We start from the raw sequence: 16,535 nt of genomic DNA, 5'->3' as shown, positions 1-16,535 counted from the left end.
GCTGCAGAAGCGCAGCTGATGGCGAATACAAAAATTAATAAAGATATTGTAATTAAACTTATTTTTTTCATATTGTTCCTCCTAATTCGTTTATTAGAAATTTAATCTCAAATTAGTCTATGTAAAAAATATGTTATATATGTTTCCGAATGTATGTGCTTACTTTCATTATTGAATTCGTAAAACAAGCTGAATAAATCTTTTAGTTAAAATACTGGTTTAAAACATCTGCTGTTACACTTTGATTTAGTAATTTCTGATTCAAGGCAGGTAATTTTTTTTTTAAATTAAAAAATTTTTATAAAAAAAGAATATTAAATGTTTAAAAAAACATTTAACATAAGTTTTGTTCTTTTGAAGTTATTTTTCTTCATAGTTGATAATGAAATTTTTTCCATCCTGTTTTCTACCACCAATCAAAGAGTTCGCCTATATACATCACTGCTGAAGTAGCTATTAGAATGGGAGTTACTGTAACTATTCCTGCAGTACCTATAGCTATTTCAGCTATCCCGAGTCCATCAATAGAGTCTGTTTTCGTATTGCTGTTTTCGTTTACTTGAATTTTCGGGCCGGGAATTTCAATATCGTAGGGTTTCGGTCCGGTAATGTTTAGTTCGTTTGGTTGAATTTTCGGTCCGGTAATGTTTAGTTCGCTCGAAATACCTGTGTCGTTTTCAAGGGGTTCAATATTTGAAGATGAATTGTCTTCAGAGCTAATATTGAAATCAACATTCTGTACATCGGCAATGTCAATTGTATTGCCTATGTCTGTGTTATTAGTCATATCTACATTAGGATCTGCTGCAGAAGCGCAGCTGATGGCGAATACAAAAATTAATAAAGAGATTGTAATTAAACTTATTTTTTTCATGTTGTTTCTCCTAATTCGTTTATTAGAAATTAATCTCTAATTAGTCTATGTAAAAAATATGTTATATATGTTTTCGAATGTAAGTACTTACTTTCATTATTGAATTCGTAAAACAAGCAGAATTAAACATTAATTTAATTTCTGGTAAATGCGTTAGTGCATCTTCATATAGTAATGAGCAATTCAAATACTGCAAGTCTATCGGGCTTAAATGTGAAGTTTTAAACACTTCCAATATTGATGGTAATATATGGGTATCATACAATTCAAATTTAATATTTTTTAATTTGCTACTAATAATTTTAAATATATAATTAATTATTTGAATATTTATATTGGGGACTATTATTTTAATCATTCATATTTTCATTTTAATCGCATTTAATTCAGCTGAGAATTCTTATGCTGTCTCCGCTTGATAGAACTATTTCCACTTGATTGTTGTATTCGGTAATCTTTCCGACAACGTTAATCTTTTTATCCTTAAAATCATTAATATCCAGGTTATTTGTCTGCATCTGTGCAATCTGGCTTTCAAAAATTACCAGAGGCATTTGTCCGGTCCCATCATTAATTGTTAAAAAATAGCTGCTTCCGCTTTTAGAGGATTTCACATCACTTACTACACAATTAATGCTGACTTCCTCATCAATCATTCCACGATTTATGTCTTCAATTTTAACCTCTTTAACTTCAATTGATGGTGTAAAAATTATTAGTCCGATTAATCCTATTAAAGAAGTGACTAAGGCAATTTTCAATAATTTGTCATCTGTAATATCCATGGATTTTGATTTAACTTTGGTATTAATAAATTAGATAGTATTTCATAGAGTAATATTGCATTGACTTAGAATTTTCTGTTGCGCCAATAATTCAGTTTTCTTTGCTTTACTTGCTCTGTGTCGACAAAACTGTATTGGCCTTCTTCGCCGTAGTTTGAAAAGTGAAACATTTTGCTGAAGTCTGAACAGGAATCATCGGGATCAGTATTTTGCCCGGTTCTTTGACAAATCATTCCATGGGCATAGCCTTGTGGATGGGCTTGCCAGTATGTGCAGTTTTCACAGATGTCATCCCCATAATCTATTTCATCCTCTTCATCATCTTCCTCTTCTTCATAAGGATCATAATAGTCGCAATCTTCATCTTCTTCCAAATCGTCTAAACTGCGTCCGCAACAGCATTCGCTGTCTATGTCAATTATGTCTCCGCAGTTTTCACATCTTACGGCATATTTTGATACGCCGCAGTATGGACATTCATCTTCTACGTCTTCATCATAGTAGTTATCACAATTTATACACTCCATGTTATCAAATATTTGCATTAATCTATTTAAACTTTTTTAACAATTTGGGATTAATATTTTTCATTGCATTTTCTAATGGGCAATATTTTTAAGATAAAATAACTAAATTAATTAACATGTTTGATGACTTGACTAAAAGTGAGTTATATGCAATTCTTGCTGGTGTTTTCACCGCATCACTTATTATATCCAATATCATTGCTGGTAAAACCTTTGAATTTTTTTCTTTTACTCTTCCCTGTGGAGTTATTATTTTTCCAATTATTTACATTGTAAACGATGTTTTGGCTGAATGTTATGGTTATCAAAAAGCAAGAAGGATTATTCTTTTAGGTTTTTTCATGAATCTGATTGCAGTAATCTGTTATAACATTACAATTTGGCTACCTGCCCCGTCATTTTTTGAAGGCAGTGAAGCGTTCAGCATTGTTTTGGGTTCGACTTCAAGGTTATTGATAGCCAGTTTTGCGGCATATATTGTAGGTTCTATTTTAAATGCAAAAGTGATGGTTTATCTAAAGTCAAAATCTGAAGAAAAGCTGTTTTTCAGGTGCATATTCTCCACATTAATTGGAGAAGGCTGTGATGCATTGATTTTTATTATAATAGGATTCTGGGGACTGATGCCTCTGAGTGCATTGGTTATGATGATTGTTGTTCAGGCATTGTTCAAGACAGTATATGAAATCATTGTCTATCCATTGACTAAAATTGTAATTTCAAAGGTAAAAAGCCTTGACTATTGAGCATCGTACATTGAAAGTAGTCTTTCAACCGTATCGACATCCTGTGGGCCTTTATCCTTTCTGATATTTTTAACCACAGGAAATCTTATTGAATAGCCGGTTTCATATTCTGGGGATTCAACAATTTCTGAAAATGCAATTTCCAAAACGATTTTTGGTTCAACGACAATTTCACGGCCTTTTGTTGAAATCTCTATTTCTTTCATCTTTTTGGTTAAATATTCCAGGGTAGCATCATCAAGGCCTGTTGCAGCATAGGCCACTGTTTTGAATTCATCATTTTCGTCTCTTAATGCCACTAGATAAGATCCGACAAAGTCGCCACGCTTACCTATTCCATAGGTTCCTCCAACGATAACCATATCCAAAGTTTCAGGCTCTGCCTTATATTTAAGCATTTTTTTACCTCTAATTCCAGGAATATATGGTTCTGAAGCATCCTTAATCATTATTCCTTCGTGATGGGCAGCAATGGATGAATTGAATAGCTCTTCTATTTCATCAATGTTGTCTGGTGTACCGATAACCATGGTACTTAAATTCATCTCGTCTACATCTGTATCGACAATTTCCTCTAATGTTTCACGCCTTAGCATCAGAGGTTCATCAATCATCGGTTCTTTATAATATAAGACATCAAAAAGATATAATTTTAACGGAACGTTTTCCATTGCCTCTTCCACATTGTATTTACGTCTGACTCTGTGCAGAATGTTCTGGAAAGGTAATGGTTTGCCGTCACGGGTAGCAATAACCTCTCCCTCTACAATATAGTCTTCATGAGGCAGATATTCATCAAAAAGCTCAACGATTTCCGGAAGTGCATGTGTGATGTTTTCCAGTCTTCGTGTAAATATTTTAATTTCTGACCCGTTTCTGTGAACCTGCAGTCTGATTCCATCATATTTTGTTTCACAAATCGCAGTTCCCATTTCAGGAATGATTTCAGCAATCGGTGGTGACAACTGTGCAAGCATTGGTTTGACTGGCGTTCCTGGCGTCAGGTTAAGTTTTGATAATCCCTCGGCTCCTTCCAAAAGGGCAGTTCTCGCAACAACTGAAAAGTCATTTGTCAGCATCTGTGCTCGCTCGACAATTGCCTTGTCGATGTCGAATGCCTGTGCTATTGCATCACGGACAATTCCGTCACCTACGCCGATTCTTAGCTCTTCAGTAATTGTACGGGTTAAATATTTGGCTTCTGTAGCTGAAGCCTGTGACAATAATTCAAGAATAATGGAAATTTTACGGTTAGTGGAGCGTGAGCCGCTTATTTTTGATAGTTTGCGCAGACTGTCAAAAACGAAGTTAATGGTCAGTGGCTGTGAAAAAAATGTCATCTGTGACTTGTTGGCATACAGTTTAATGCAGGCAAGGCCAATGTCTCCTTCGTCACGAACGGCATCTTCAACTTTTGCCTGTGTTGTTCCAACAGCTTCTGCAACAGCTCTTTCAACCAGTTTTGCTCCGATACCAATTTCTTCTGAACTCCATGCCGGAAAAACTCCTCCACGCAGAAGTAATCCAACTTTTCCAATGGTATCAGCATCCAATTTTTTCAGATACTCTGCAATAATGTCAGTTTTTTCAAGTCGTTTTGTTGTAGCTTCCAAAGCTGAGTATACATCCACTAATTCTTGATATTTCATTAGAAATCGCCTTTTGCTATTTTTACTGCACAATATTCTCCGCACATTGCACACATTTCATCATCGTCAAGTTCACATTTGTCACGATATTGTCTTGGCTTTGACTTGTCAAATGCCAAATCAAACTGTTTTTCCCAGTCAAATTCTTTCCTGGCCTTTGCCATTTGTCGCTCTCTAATCCATGATTGAGGAAGGCCTTTTGCAACATCTGCTGCTTCTGCAGCGATTTTGGATGCAATTACTCCTTCTTTCACATCTTCAAGTGAAGGAAGTGATAAATGCTCTGCAGGGGTTACGTAACACAAGAAGTTTGCTCCGCTGCTTGCAGCTATTGCTCCGCCTATTGCAGAGGTGATGTGGTCATAACCCGGAGCCAAATCAGTGACGAGTGGTCCTAAAACATAAAATGGTGCTCCATGACATATTGTCTTTTGAATTTCCATATTGGCTTTAATCTGATTCATAGGCATGTGTCCCGGCCCTTCTACCATGACCTGAACATTTGCATTCTGGGCTCTTTTGACAAGGCCTCCTAAGTTAACCAATTCCTGAATTTGGGGAATATCGCTTGCATCAGCCAAACAGCCTGGCCTTAACCCGTCACCTAATGACAATGTGATGTCATATTCGTAGGAAAGCTCCAAAAGATAATCATAATTTTCGTATAATGGATTTTCTAAATCGTTATGTTTAATCCATGAAGCCATAAATGTTCCTCCGCGACTAACAATTCCCATCATACGTTTTTGCTTTTCAAGTTTGGAAACTAAATCCTTTGTAATTCCGCAGTGAAGTGTCATGAAGTCAACTCCTTCCCTGGCCTGATTTTCAATGGCTTTGAAAATATCGTCAGGGTCCATATCCACGATTTCCTTGTTTTTGGCCAGTGTAACGACGCCTGCTTCATAAATTGGAACGGTACCGATAATGACGTCAACTGCATCCATTATCTTCTGTCTGAACAGCTTTAAATCAGAACCTGTTGACAAATCCATTATTGCATCAGCACCATATTCAACGGCCAATTTTGCCTTGTTGATTTCTAAATCCAAATCATCAATTTTGCTGGATGATCCTATATTTGCATTGATTTTGGTGGTAAGGCCTTCACCAATACCGCAGGCTTTTGCATGGCTATTGATATTTTTTGGAATGACAACTTTTCCATCTGCTATTAATCTAGCCAGTTTGTCAACTTCAATGTTTTCATTTTCTGCAACATCTTTCATTTCCTGTGTGATGTTGCCTTTAATCGCTTCGCTTTTTTGAGTCAATATACCCCTCATTCAAATTAACTTATGTTATGATAATTATGTTTATCTAAGTATTTAATTATTTTTAAATTAATGGATTTGGGTGTTTTTCCAAATCTAATGGGTAATCATTTATTGTTGATGCTTTACCTATTTTTTCAAGCCTATTATCTAAAAATTCTCTACCTTTTGGAGTAATTGCAAATATGGGTACTTTTGAACCTGAATAATATACTTTTTCCTTTTCGGCATAATCCCTTACTTTACCTGATGCACAGGCTGTAATTACATCGGCATTTTTAAATGCAGTTTCAACTTCATCGTCTGTTGCATTTGTAGTGTGTGCTACAAAAAGATAAATATTAACGTCTTCCGGAAGAGGATATTCGCGAAGTTCAGCAATCTCTTTTGAAGGCAAAATTGTAATTGCAATATCTTTAAAGCCTTTTTCAATAGCCATTTCCAATCCTTTTACTGGATTTAATTCAGCAGTTTTGGGATTTATGACATTTTCAGCACCTACTTTTTCGATAACTTCTGGAATTGGTGTAGTACTGACCAGTCCTGAAACCCTGCCTCCAACACCCTGGATGATTTCCGGATCGGTTATTAATAATGTTCCAACACCTTCACAAACGCCGACAACACAGTCAATCAAACCAAGTTCCTTGTTGGTTTTTAAAATTTCAGAAATACCAAATGACATCATGTCAGGCATTTTAACAATTCTTTCGGCCGTACACATACCGAATTCACGGATTCTTTTTTCTATATTCCATTTGATAAAATCTTTATTGAGCTCTTTTGCATTGTCAATTTTATCAAAAATCGGACAGTATTCAACCAATGGCTCTCCAACGGATACTACTTCACCATTTTCTATTACTACTTCAGTTTTTCCAAGTGCTTCTATAACATGTCTGTCTTTCATATTTTCACCTTCAGCCCTCTTTTGTATCATCTGCATTTTTTTAAAAGTATTGCAATAGCTATTAATTTTAATATGATTCCAACTACTATTATATTGTTGGTATTTCATCATATAATAACTATGCCGAAGAATTATGCTGCAGGGGTTTCTGCATCGGCAGTGAATATGGCTATGCTGCTTACAGGAATATGAAAAATTAAGTGCTGTGATATTAATTGCAGCAGTTATGGGAATCTTTAATTCATCCAGGTTAATTTCAAGTAAGTTTCTGTTTTTTGCCAAAATTACAATTGGCTTGAAATTGAAAATCTTGGAAATAACTGTGTCATAGAATCCATTCATTTTGGGTTAGGATTCTAACAAGTATCCAATGATTCATACATTATTTCAGAAAGGATTGGTAAAATTAAAAAAATTTTCATTAATGGTGATAGTAATTAAATATTGGGGAATTGCACAAAACTTAAAAGGATATGGTCATTTTTGAAACTTTCCAAAAAGTCATATTCATTAAAATTGTGCATATTCCATTTTCCAATTCATTTACAGGCGATATGTCATGATACTTCATTTTCAAGATTATCTGTTTTTTCGTCCCCAGAAAAGATAATTCCTATTATATGTATCCACATTTCATCATTTTCTCCCATATTTTCACCTTTTTTCTAATTAATAAAATAGAAGAAATAATAATAATTATTTCTTCAATGGATGATTTATCCGACTACAGCTCCGGCTCCTACACCTATGTTTATGCTCACTTCACATGCAAGAATTCCACTTAGCATGCCTATAGAAGCACCTACTATAACACCACACAGACAAATGTCCGTCCTATCATAATTAGCGTCATAAGTTTCTGAAATAATCACTCCTGCAGTGGAAAGACCCATTACCGTACCTACAACTCCTCCTACAGCTGCTCCTACAAATGGATTGCCGCTAACTACTGTCGCAGCAATAGCTGCAGTTATTGTTAATGCTATAGCAAGTACACACATTATAGTACTTTCTCCTATGGATATGCTTTCTGCAATATAGACAATGCTTGTGTCGCTCAAGATATTTTTACCGTTAATGTATGTATGTCCTCCTTCACCTACACAGACATTATCTCCTTTTCCATATGCCGTATTTTCCCGGAATGTACAATTGTTTAAAAACAGATGTCCTTGGTTAAATATTGCACCACCATTTTTCGCATAATTTTTTGCGAAAGTACAGTTATCACATATTATAACACCGGTATTTATAATTGCGGCACCCCAATCCCTTTCAAATGTATAGTCCATACGATTGCTATCAAAGCGAACATTGTTGAAATAACATTGCCCTGCAAAACATTCAACCGCCGTGTTGAAGTTTTTAACAGTCAAATCATAAGCCGCAAATATGGTATTGGGGTCACCGGCCATTTCAACCCATTTTTTCTCACCATGGTCATCTTTGGAATTACCATCAATTGTTGAACCGTTACCCATTATAATAATTGAATCAAAACCGGATATATTTGGTCTCCAACAAACATCAGATGCGGCAGTTATCTTGTCTGTAAAAATAACTTCAAAATTATTTACAAAGATATCAGTACCTTTATCTGTGTCAAACCATTGATCCCATCCGTCAACCGAAGAAATTTCAGAATAATCATAGACATCATGAACAAAACCGATGAGATTTTGTGTAAGGCTGAATTTATAGTTTTCATGAAGTACACAATCAAAAATCTGATTGAAATCCGTTATGTTTGAAAAAGACATTGATTTAAGATAATCAAAACCAAAGTGAAAAACAGGTGGGGAAGGCATATCAATATGGAATGATTCAATCCAATCTATTTTAAAGTTCAACATATCTTTGTAAAATTTGTCCAAATAAACATAATCAGATATTTCCTCATATGCAGCAAAATTCAAAATGAAATCATCAGTTTCATTAAAATATTGAGCAAAATAATTAAAATCATCATCGATATTATTTAAACCACCGCACACAATAGATTTGTATATTAAAGGAATAACATTCAATTCATAACTATTCCCTGTAGATATATTACCCCATACAGGAATCTTATATGAATAGAAAAGATAATTCACATCAATATTAAATGCTACTCCATCAATAATCTGAAGTTCGTTGGGGCATGTAAAATTTGTAAATGTAATGTTTTTACGATTGCGGTCTATATATACTGCTTCTCCGGATAATTGTGAAGTGGAATTAATCATTATACAATTGGATATAGTATTATTTGCTCCCCCAATGTATAATGCGCCACCTACTCCTCTTGCGGTGCTGTTGATAAACTGACAATTGTCTATTTTTCCGTTGTTTCCTGTCCAGCTTATTGATCCTCCATTTACGGCACAATTGTTATAAAAATTACAATTTTCTATTGTACCATCATTTCCTTCCCAGCATATTGGACTTAAAACCTTTTGGTAACGGCAATTGTCAAAAATGGTGGGACCCATAATGGTGCTGGGTTCACTGTTTGCAAATTTCAGATTGTTGATGGTTACATTGTTTCCCAGGACTTTAAATATCGCAAAGTTTTGGGATCCTCCGGCATCAATTGTAAAACCGTTTCCATTAATTACAATATTGTCCTGACTAATTACAATAATGCGGTCCTGCAATATTATTGTTTGACCTTTTGAGTCAAACTTATAATCTTTTGTAATGTTATAAACATCTCCGGAATGAAGGTTTTGAATGTCTGTATTCAAATCGTCATATGTTCCAGGTATGGATATATTGTCAATTGAAATATCCGAACCCATATTTTGTGTTGTATTTGTGTTGTCGCTTGCAGATACGCAAGATATACTTATAAAAATTATTAGGATTATTCCTAACAGATATAATTTTCTAATTTTTAACGCCTCCAATTTCATTATGTAATATATATTATACACTACTATGATTTAAAAAGGTTCCCGAATGTATGTGGTTGCTTGCATTAATTTTAATTGTTGGTTTAAAATTGCCAAATATTGATTGGTGAAGTGTAATTATATATTATACAAATCTATGTTTCGTATATTTTAGATAAATTAAAATATGCTCTCTATTTTTATTTTTTACTAATTTTAATTATTATTTTTTTAAATTGTTTTGTTTCTATTATTAAATTTTCAATATTTTTAAATATTATTTGGCTTCAAATAGTTCTATTGAGGGGGCATTTATATTAAGATTATATTTTTTGACACAGAAACTACAGGTTTAAATTGTAATTTTTGTAAAATTATTGAACTTGCAATGTTCACACTTGAAAATGGTGAAATAACTGAGGAATATGACAAATTCATTAAAATTGATGAAAAGTTACCTTATGGAATTACTAGAATTACTGGTATTACTGAGGAGATGCTTGAAAATGAGGGGGTTGATGAAAAAATCATTGCTCAGGATTTAAAAGAGAGATTGACTCCAAACACACTGATGGTTGCTCATAATGCCCAGTTTGACTTATCATTTATTTATTCTTTGCTTAAAAGACATTATCCAACTGAAGCCGATGAAATTGTAGCTAATTTGAATTGGCTGGATACTGTCACTGTTTTCAAGGACAGAAAAAAATATCCTCATAAATTAATTGATGCCGTGCACTATTATGGTATTGATGAGGTTAATTTCCACAGAGCTATTGACGATACAAAGGCATTATTTGAAGTTACTAAGGCATTAAAAAGAGAACGTAATGATTTGGCAGAATACATTAATATTTTCGGATATAATCCGAAGTATGGTGTTAACCACCCCATATTTCCATTCATTGAATACAAGGCACAATACTACTGTTATAGTATAAGGTCCAGTGATGAAATATTGCCTAAAAAATAGGAGGAGGTGTAAGGAAGTGGGGTGCTTCCTTACATATATTGGACTAACTGTTCATCTGCATAGTTTGCAGGTTTTACTTTTTCTATGGCTTCTTTGAAATATTTATTTGGGATTTCAGAGGCTTCTATATCGTTTCTTAATGTGAGCATTGCTGCTTCACGACATACGGCTTCGATATCTGCTCCCACATATCCATCGGTTGATTTTGCTAATTTTTTAATGTTAACATCATCTGCTAGAGGCATATTTTTGGTGTGAACTTCAAAGATTGCAATTCTTGCTTCTTCTGACGGAGTATCGACTTTTATGTGTCTGTCAAACCTTCCAGGCCTCATTAAACCAGGATCAATAATGTCCGGTCTGTTGGTTGCTGCAATGATTGATACATCTTCAAGCTCTTCTAAACCATCCATTTCAGTCAATAATTGATTGACCACTCTTTTTGTTACTCCACTGTCAGTGTCATTTCCGCTTCTTGTACTGGCTATTGAATCGATTTCATCAAAGAATATTACGGTTGGAGCAGTTTGTTTTGCTTTTCTAAAGACTTCTCTTACTCCTTTTTCAGATTCTCCAACCCATTTGGATAGGAGTTCTGGACCTTTAACTGAAATGAAGTTTGCTTCACTTTCACTGGCTACTGCTTTAGCCAGTAATGTTTTACCTGTTCCTGGGATTCCGTAGAGCAATATTCCTTTTGGAGGTTTCACGCCTAATTTTTGGAAGTTTTCAGGATATTTTAAAGGCCATTCTACTGCTTCTTTTAGTTCTTGTTTGGCTTCATCGAGTCCACCCACATCTTCCCAGCTTACATCCGGAACTTGTACAAGAACTTCTCTAAGTGCGGAAGGCTGAATTTCTTTCAATGCTGATTTGAAGTCATCGTTAGTTACAATGATTTTTTTGAGAACTTCTTCAGGAATCTCTTCATCATCGTTTTTGATTTCTGGAAGTATTCTTCTGACTACTCTCATTGCGGCTTCTTTACATAATGATTCCAAATCTGCTCCTACAAATCCGTGGGTTGTAGTTGCTAATTTGTCCAAATCAACATCTTCGTCCACAGGCATGTTTCTTGTGTGGATTTCCAATATTTGCTGTCTTTCATCAGCATCAGGCACGCCGATTTCTATTTCACGGTCAAATCTTCCTGGTCTTCTGAGTGCAGGGTCAAGTGAATCCGGTCTGTTTGTTGCACCGATTACAACGACTTGTCCTCTAGATTTAAGACCATCCATTAATGTTAGAAGTTGTGCAACAGTTCTTCTTTCAGCTTCACCGTTTGTATCTTCTCTTTTTGGAGCAATTGCATCTAATTCATCAATAAATATGATTGATGGTGAATTTGCTTCTGCTTCTTCAAAGTATTCTCTTAGATTCTCTTCGGATCCGCCTACATATTTGCTCATGATTTCCGGTCCGTTGATTAATATGAAATGGGCATCACTTTCGCTAGCTACTGCTTTAGCCAGTAATGTTTTACCTGTTCCTGGAGGTCCGTGCATCAATACTCCTTTTGGAGGTGCGATTCCTAATTTTTCGAATAATTCAGGTCTTTTAAGAGGAATTTCAATCATTTCTCTTACTTTTTTGACTTCTTCCTTAAGACCGCCCACATCCTCGTAGCTTACATCAACAAGGTTTGTTACCCCTTCGATTTTGCTTACGTCTGCTGGGGATTCATGAAGTTCTACTTCAGTATTCTGTCCGACAACGGTAATTCCGCCAGGTTGGGTTGACAATACTGCGAATCTTATTTCTCTCATTGCAGGGGTAAAGTCCATTAATTCATCGAATAGACTGTTGAATCCGGTATTTGGCCTTGGAGCTCTGATTTGGGATCCAATTATGTCTCCTTTCATCATTACTTTGCCCATGAATAAACTGCGCACATCTCCTTGTACACGAATATTATCTTCAGTTGGTGCTAAAACTACTTTTTTGGCTTCAACAGCTTTAGCTTTTTTGACTGTTACTTCACCACCTATTGAAGCACCGGAGTTCTTACGAACCAGTCCGTCAATTCTTATAACTCCTAGTCCTATGTCAGTTTGTGAAGGAAGTACTATAGCTGCTGTTTTTTTAGAACCGTTAATTTCAATTATATCTCTTTCGTTTAATCCCAATTCGCTCATTATATTAGGATCAATTCTTGCAATTCCTTGCCCGATTTCCCTTTGAGAAAGGGCTTCTGCAACTTTTAATATTTTTTCATTTTGAGCCATAGTTATCATCTCCGTAAGTTTGATTAGTATGATAAGAAATTTTGGCTACATTTTTCTGTAACCTTGTCAGTTTAACTTTGACACATATAGTGTGTAAGTCTTACTATATAAAGATTTCGGTCATAAAAATTTTTTAAAACATCTTTTTAAAGCTTTATATATAGAATATTAATTTAATTTTATTTATTATTAAATTTAAAAATTTTTAATTCTTATTTTAATTTAATAAATTATTTTTATTTCTTTATATTTAATTTTAAAATTTAATTACTTTTTATTACTTTAATATTTGTTCGACTAAAAACGAACATTATGTAACATCGAGTAATGAGAAAGCAGGGCAGTTTTTTTTCAAGTTATCTATGGTATACTTAATATAGGATATAAAATATAATAATTAACAATAATATTAAATTGTATATCTTTTTTAATGATAATAATATTAAAAAAAGTGAATTAACATATTTGTCTGAACATTTGGTAGAAGATAACAGGTAATTCTATAATTATTGGAATATATGTCTGTGAATTAAAAATTCTTAACTTATCTAAAGCATTATGATTCGACGGATTTAAATGAGGGGATATGATGGTAAATTCTAAATTTAATTATGAAAAATATACTATGGAAGAATTTAAATTTGATTATGGTCGTGTCATTAATAATGTTCAGGTACAGTATACCACTGAAGGAACTCCCAAATATGATGATGAGGGCAATATTATTAATGCTTTCATATTCTGTCATAGATCATCAGGGGATTGTTTATCTTTCTATGATTTAACTCAATTAATTGGTGAGGACAGTATTCTATCTGATTATAACTTTTTTTATATTTCAATTACATCTTTAGGATTTCCGGAATCATGTTCGCCATCTACAACAGATTTAAAATATGATTTTCCCCAATATTCTATTAAAGATTGTGTGAATTTCAAAAGAAAATTCCTAGCTGAAAAATTTAACATAACTAAAGTCCTTGGTATTCTGGGTGTAGGATTTGGAGGTTATGAAGCTTATACGTGGGCATGTGAATATCCTGATGAAATGGAGTTTCTAATGATTGGAGATAGTTCCTTTAAAACTAATGGTTATCGTTATGTCATTTCTAAAGTTATTGATGCAATGATTTTGTCCGCTGATGATTATTATAATGATGATGTTTATTGTCAAAATCTGTCTGAAATCATGGTTTCAATTAACCGATTATTATATTCTCAGACATATTCAAAGAATATATTTCAAAATTTGACTTTGAGAGAACTTGATGGAGTTATGGATGAATTCGTTGATGAAGGTCTCTTTAAAGATATTTATGATATTAAATTTAGAAATGACGCTATTTTAAACTACAATGTTGAAGATAAACTGACCAATATTAAAGCAAAAACATTAATTGTAAGTGATTCAGGAAATGTTTATTTTTCCCTTGAATTTGATACTTATCCCCTTAAGGATATAATTGAAAATCTAAGTATTTTTATTTTTGATGGAAAAGATTTTATTTTCAGTGATGATTACTCATTATTTTTTGATTTGTTTTCAGAGTTTTTAGAGGAATTTAAATTATAATTTTTTAAAAAAATAATTAATAATAGTGAAAGATTATTCCACTATTACTTTTTCACTATATTTGTTGGATTTTCCTTCACTGTTAGTGAATTCTACGGTTATTTCATGTTCTCCAAGATATTCATCAATGATTTCAAATATTACTTGGGTTAAATCATCAGTTGTATCGCCTTCAAATACTAACTTGCCATCAATGTATACTTTTAAATGTCCATTAATGAAAGTCATGTTAAATAATTTGTTCAAGTATTCAAGAATGAATAATTTTGATTTACAAATTAATTGATTATCTGAGAGGCGTGTAACTGTGTAAGATTTTGGAGCTGCATTATTATAGTATGTATTTTTAACAGGCATATAATTTGGAGCAGGATAATCTGGAGTTGTTCCATTATCTGGAGTTGTTCCATTATCTGGAGCATTTTCTTTCTTGAATAATTTTAATAATTTATTCAAATCAAATCCTTTTATGAATTCTGTTAAATTAAAGCCAGTTAAGTTGAAAATACCAAAAATGCTTGATATATCAATGCTTGATAAATTAAAGCTAGTTATCATTTTGTCTATGTCAAGACCGCCTAAGTCAAGATTGGTTAAGTTTAACTTAGACATAATAGCGGACATATTGAAATCAGCATTACCTATGATATCAGTAATTTCTGAAAAGGTGATTGAAGATATATTATATTTTGACATGTCAATACCTAAGTCAGAAATATTAATGCCTAATGATTTAATTAATCCGCTTAAATTAAGAACACTTGTTTCTATACTTGAAAAGTTCATATTTGTAAATAGCCTACCAATATCAATGCCTGACATGTTTAAATCTGATAAACCAGTACTAGAAAGATCAATACCATTAAAGTCTAAAGAGCTTTTATATTGATCTGGCATATTATCGATATATGTTTTAATATCAAATCCTGAACTCAAATAGTCGACAAGGCGGGATAAATCCATTTTAGAAATATCTAAAGTGGATATAATACCAGTAAAGTCAACACTAGACAAGTTCAATCCAGTAGTAAAGTTTTCAAAGTTTATATTTGAAACATTTAACATTGGGAACAATTCCCCAGTAGAATTTACACCAATTATGTCAAGGGTACCCATACGGATAATTGAATTGAAACTAGTTGAATTTAAAATAGGTTCAAGTGATACATCTACATCGGTCATATCAATGTTTGTACCATTGTTGTTTGCGAAATGGAAATATGACATGAGTATGGATAAATCAAGATTTGATAATTTTAAATCAGGTAATTTGATATTTAAATTTAAATCATTTAAATTTATTTTATTATTATTGTTTACGAGATTTAATGTAGGTAAAATTACTGATGTAGCCAAAGCTTGTCCATCTAATCCTAATCCCATTCTAAAGTTAAGATTATTAAAGTCAAAACTTGTGTTATTAAAATTGCTATATATGAATTTACCTATATCAATATCTAACTGTACACCGTTAGTTTCAGGGAAGGATTTGAAAAACAAATTAAGGTCAGTTAAGTTTACATAATTCATTCCAGTTATTAAATCTAAACTTTCCATAAGTACTGAAAACTCAAGACTTGATGGATTTGAACTAGGTAAAATAGATAAATCAAGGTTTTTGAATTTGAACAAGAGTTGATCATCTATGTTTAAATAATTAACTTCAGGTATGTGCATTTTCAAATCAACATTTGAAGAATCTGAAGCAGGTACTATTGACATAGTAAAATCAGACATATTCAAACCATTTTGACTAAAACCTTCAATATTTAGATTAGTTCTATCACCTGTAAAGTTTATGTCTTTAATAACTAAATCCTCATAATTTATCCCAATACTATTTGGTGCAGAACCTAATAATTCACTATCAACTGGAGAAGATAAATCTACATTATCTACAGGGCTAGATAACAATGTATTATCCGCTGTTTGATTTTCAGTAGCATATGCACATGATACTGTTAAGAAAAACATTAACAATATTGTAAATACATATGTTTTAGATTTCATTCTTTTTCCCTCACTTTTTTTAAAATTTTGAGTATAAATTCTAAAAAAACGATAGATGAACTATCATTTGGTAAATAAATATAAGTTATTTACAAGTAGGTTTTTATTTTTAG

The 16,535-nt window shown here is 33.0% G+C and carries 12 protein-coding genes; 3 read left to right on the top strand and 9 right to left on the bottom strand.

What is annotated here, in order from left to right; translation table 11 throughout:
- Positions 1 to 406: 406 nt before the first annotated feature.
- The 3 genes from ACKI3Q_RS07615 to ACKI3Q_RS07605 all read right to left on the bottom strand — a co-directional run bounded on the left by ACKI3Q_RS07615 (position 407) and on the right by ACKI3Q_RS07605 (position 2,186).
- Complete coding sequence (locus ACKI3Q_RS07615) at positions 407 to 874, bottom strand: hypothetical protein (RefSeq protein ID WP_407415835.1); 468 nt, start codon at positions 872 to 874, stop codon at positions 407 to 409.
- 386 nt (positions 875 to 1,260) lie between these two features.
- Entirely contained in the window at positions 1,261 to 1,659 is a 399-nt protein-coding gene (locus ACKI3Q_RS07610) for an OB-fold nucleic acid binding domain-containing protein (protein ID WP_407415833.1), read from the bottom strand.
- A gap of 65 nt (positions 1,660 to 1,724) precedes the next feature.
- On the bottom strand, positions 1,725 to 2,186 hold the full coding sequence (locus ACKI3Q_RS07605; protein ID WP_407415831.1) for a hypothetical protein: 462 nt from the start codon (positions 2,184 to 2,186) through the stop codon (positions 1,725 to 1,727).
- Positions 2,187 to 2,302: 116 nt separating this feature from the next.
- Here ACKI3Q_RS07605 and ACKI3Q_RS07600 point away from each other — a divergent pair, with 116 nt between their 5' ends.
- Complete coding sequence (locus ACKI3Q_RS07600) at positions 2,303 to 2,932, top strand: queuosine precursor transporter (RefSeq protein ID WP_407415829.1); 630 nt, start codon at positions 2,303 to 2,305, stop codon at positions 2,930 to 2,932.
- On the opposite strand, the gene ACKI3Q_RS07595 is transcribed toward ACKI3Q_RS07600, so the two are convergent.
- The 4 genes from ACKI3Q_RS07595 to ACKI3Q_RS07580 all read right to left on the bottom strand — a co-directional run bounded on the left by ACKI3Q_RS07595 (position 2,926) and on the right by ACKI3Q_RS07580 (position 9,656).
- Entirely contained in the window at positions 2,926 to 4,581 is a 1,656-nt protein-coding gene (locus tag ACKI3Q_RS07595) for an ATP-dependent DNA ligase (RefSeq protein WP_407415827.1), read from the bottom strand. The genes ACKI3Q_RS07600 and ACKI3Q_RS07595 overlap by 7 nt on opposite strands.
- On the bottom strand, positions 4,581 to 5,855 hold the full coding sequence (thiC, locus tag ACKI3Q_RS07590) for a phosphomethylpyrimidine synthase (protein WP_407415825.1): 1,275 nt from the start codon (positions 5,853 to 5,855) through the stop codon (positions 4,581 to 4,583). The genes ACKI3Q_RS07595 and thiC overlap by 1 nt, the downstream gene beginning before the upstream one ends.
- A 64-nt stretch (positions 5,856 to 5,919) precedes the next feature.
- Positions 5,920 to 7,107 (bottom strand): methanogenesis marker 8 protein, encoded by a 1,188-nt coding sequence (locus ACKI3Q_RS07585; RefSeq protein ID WP_407415823.1) that lies wholly within the window; start codon positions 7,105 to 7,107, stop codon positions 5,920 to 5,922.
- Between the two features lie 374 nt (positions 7,108 to 7,481).
- Entirely contained in the window at positions 7,482 to 9,656 is a 2,175-nt protein-coding gene (locus ACKI3Q_RS07580) for a hypothetical protein (RefSeq protein WP_407415821.1), read from the bottom strand.
- Positions 9,657 to 9,951: 295 nt separating this feature from the next.
- On the opposite strand from ACKI3Q_RS07580, the gene ACKI3Q_RS07575 reads away from it, so the two are divergent.
- Positions 9,952 to 10,614, top strand: coding sequence for a PolC-type DNA polymerase III (locus tag ACKI3Q_RS07575; RefSeq protein ID WP_407415837.1), 663 nt, complete (start codon positions 9,952 to 9,954; stop codon positions 10,612 to 10,614).
- A 29-nt stretch (positions 10,615 to 10,643) separates the two neighbouring features.
- Here the strand turns inward: ACKI3Q_RS07575 and ACKI3Q_RS07570 are convergent, their stop codons facing one another.
- On the bottom strand, positions 10,644 to 12,839 hold the full coding sequence (locus tag ACKI3Q_RS07570; RefSeq protein WP_407415819.1) for a CDC48 family AAA ATPase: 2,196 nt from the start codon (positions 12,837 to 12,839) through the stop codon (positions 10,644 to 10,646).
- A 589-nt stretch (positions 12,840 to 13,428) separates the two neighbouring features.
- On the opposite strand from ACKI3Q_RS07570, the gene ACKI3Q_RS07565 reads away from it, so the two are divergent.
- On the top strand, positions 13,429 to 14,412 hold the full coding sequence (locus tag ACKI3Q_RS07565; protein WP_407415817.1) for a homoserine acetyltransferase: 984 nt from the start codon (positions 13,429 to 13,431) through the stop codon (positions 14,410 to 14,412).
- 33 nt (positions 14,413 to 14,445) lie between these two features.
- On the opposite strand, the gene ACKI3Q_RS07560 is transcribed toward ACKI3Q_RS07565, so the two are convergent.
- Positions 14,446 to 16,422, bottom strand: coding sequence for a hypothetical protein (locus tag ACKI3Q_RS07560; RefSeq protein WP_407415815.1), 1,977 nt, complete (start codon positions 16,420 to 16,422; stop codon positions 14,446 to 14,448).
- Positions 16,423 to 16,535: the final 113 nt, after the last annotated feature.

This window comes from Methanobrevibacter sp. (assembly GCF_045636185.1).
Taxonomy (GTDB): domain Archaea; phylum Methanobacteriota; class Methanobacteria; order Methanobacteriales; family Methanobacteriaceae; genus Methanocatella.
The sequence above is the reverse complement of the archived record's forward strand: the minus strand, read 5'-3'. Positions and strand labels throughout refer to the sequence as shown.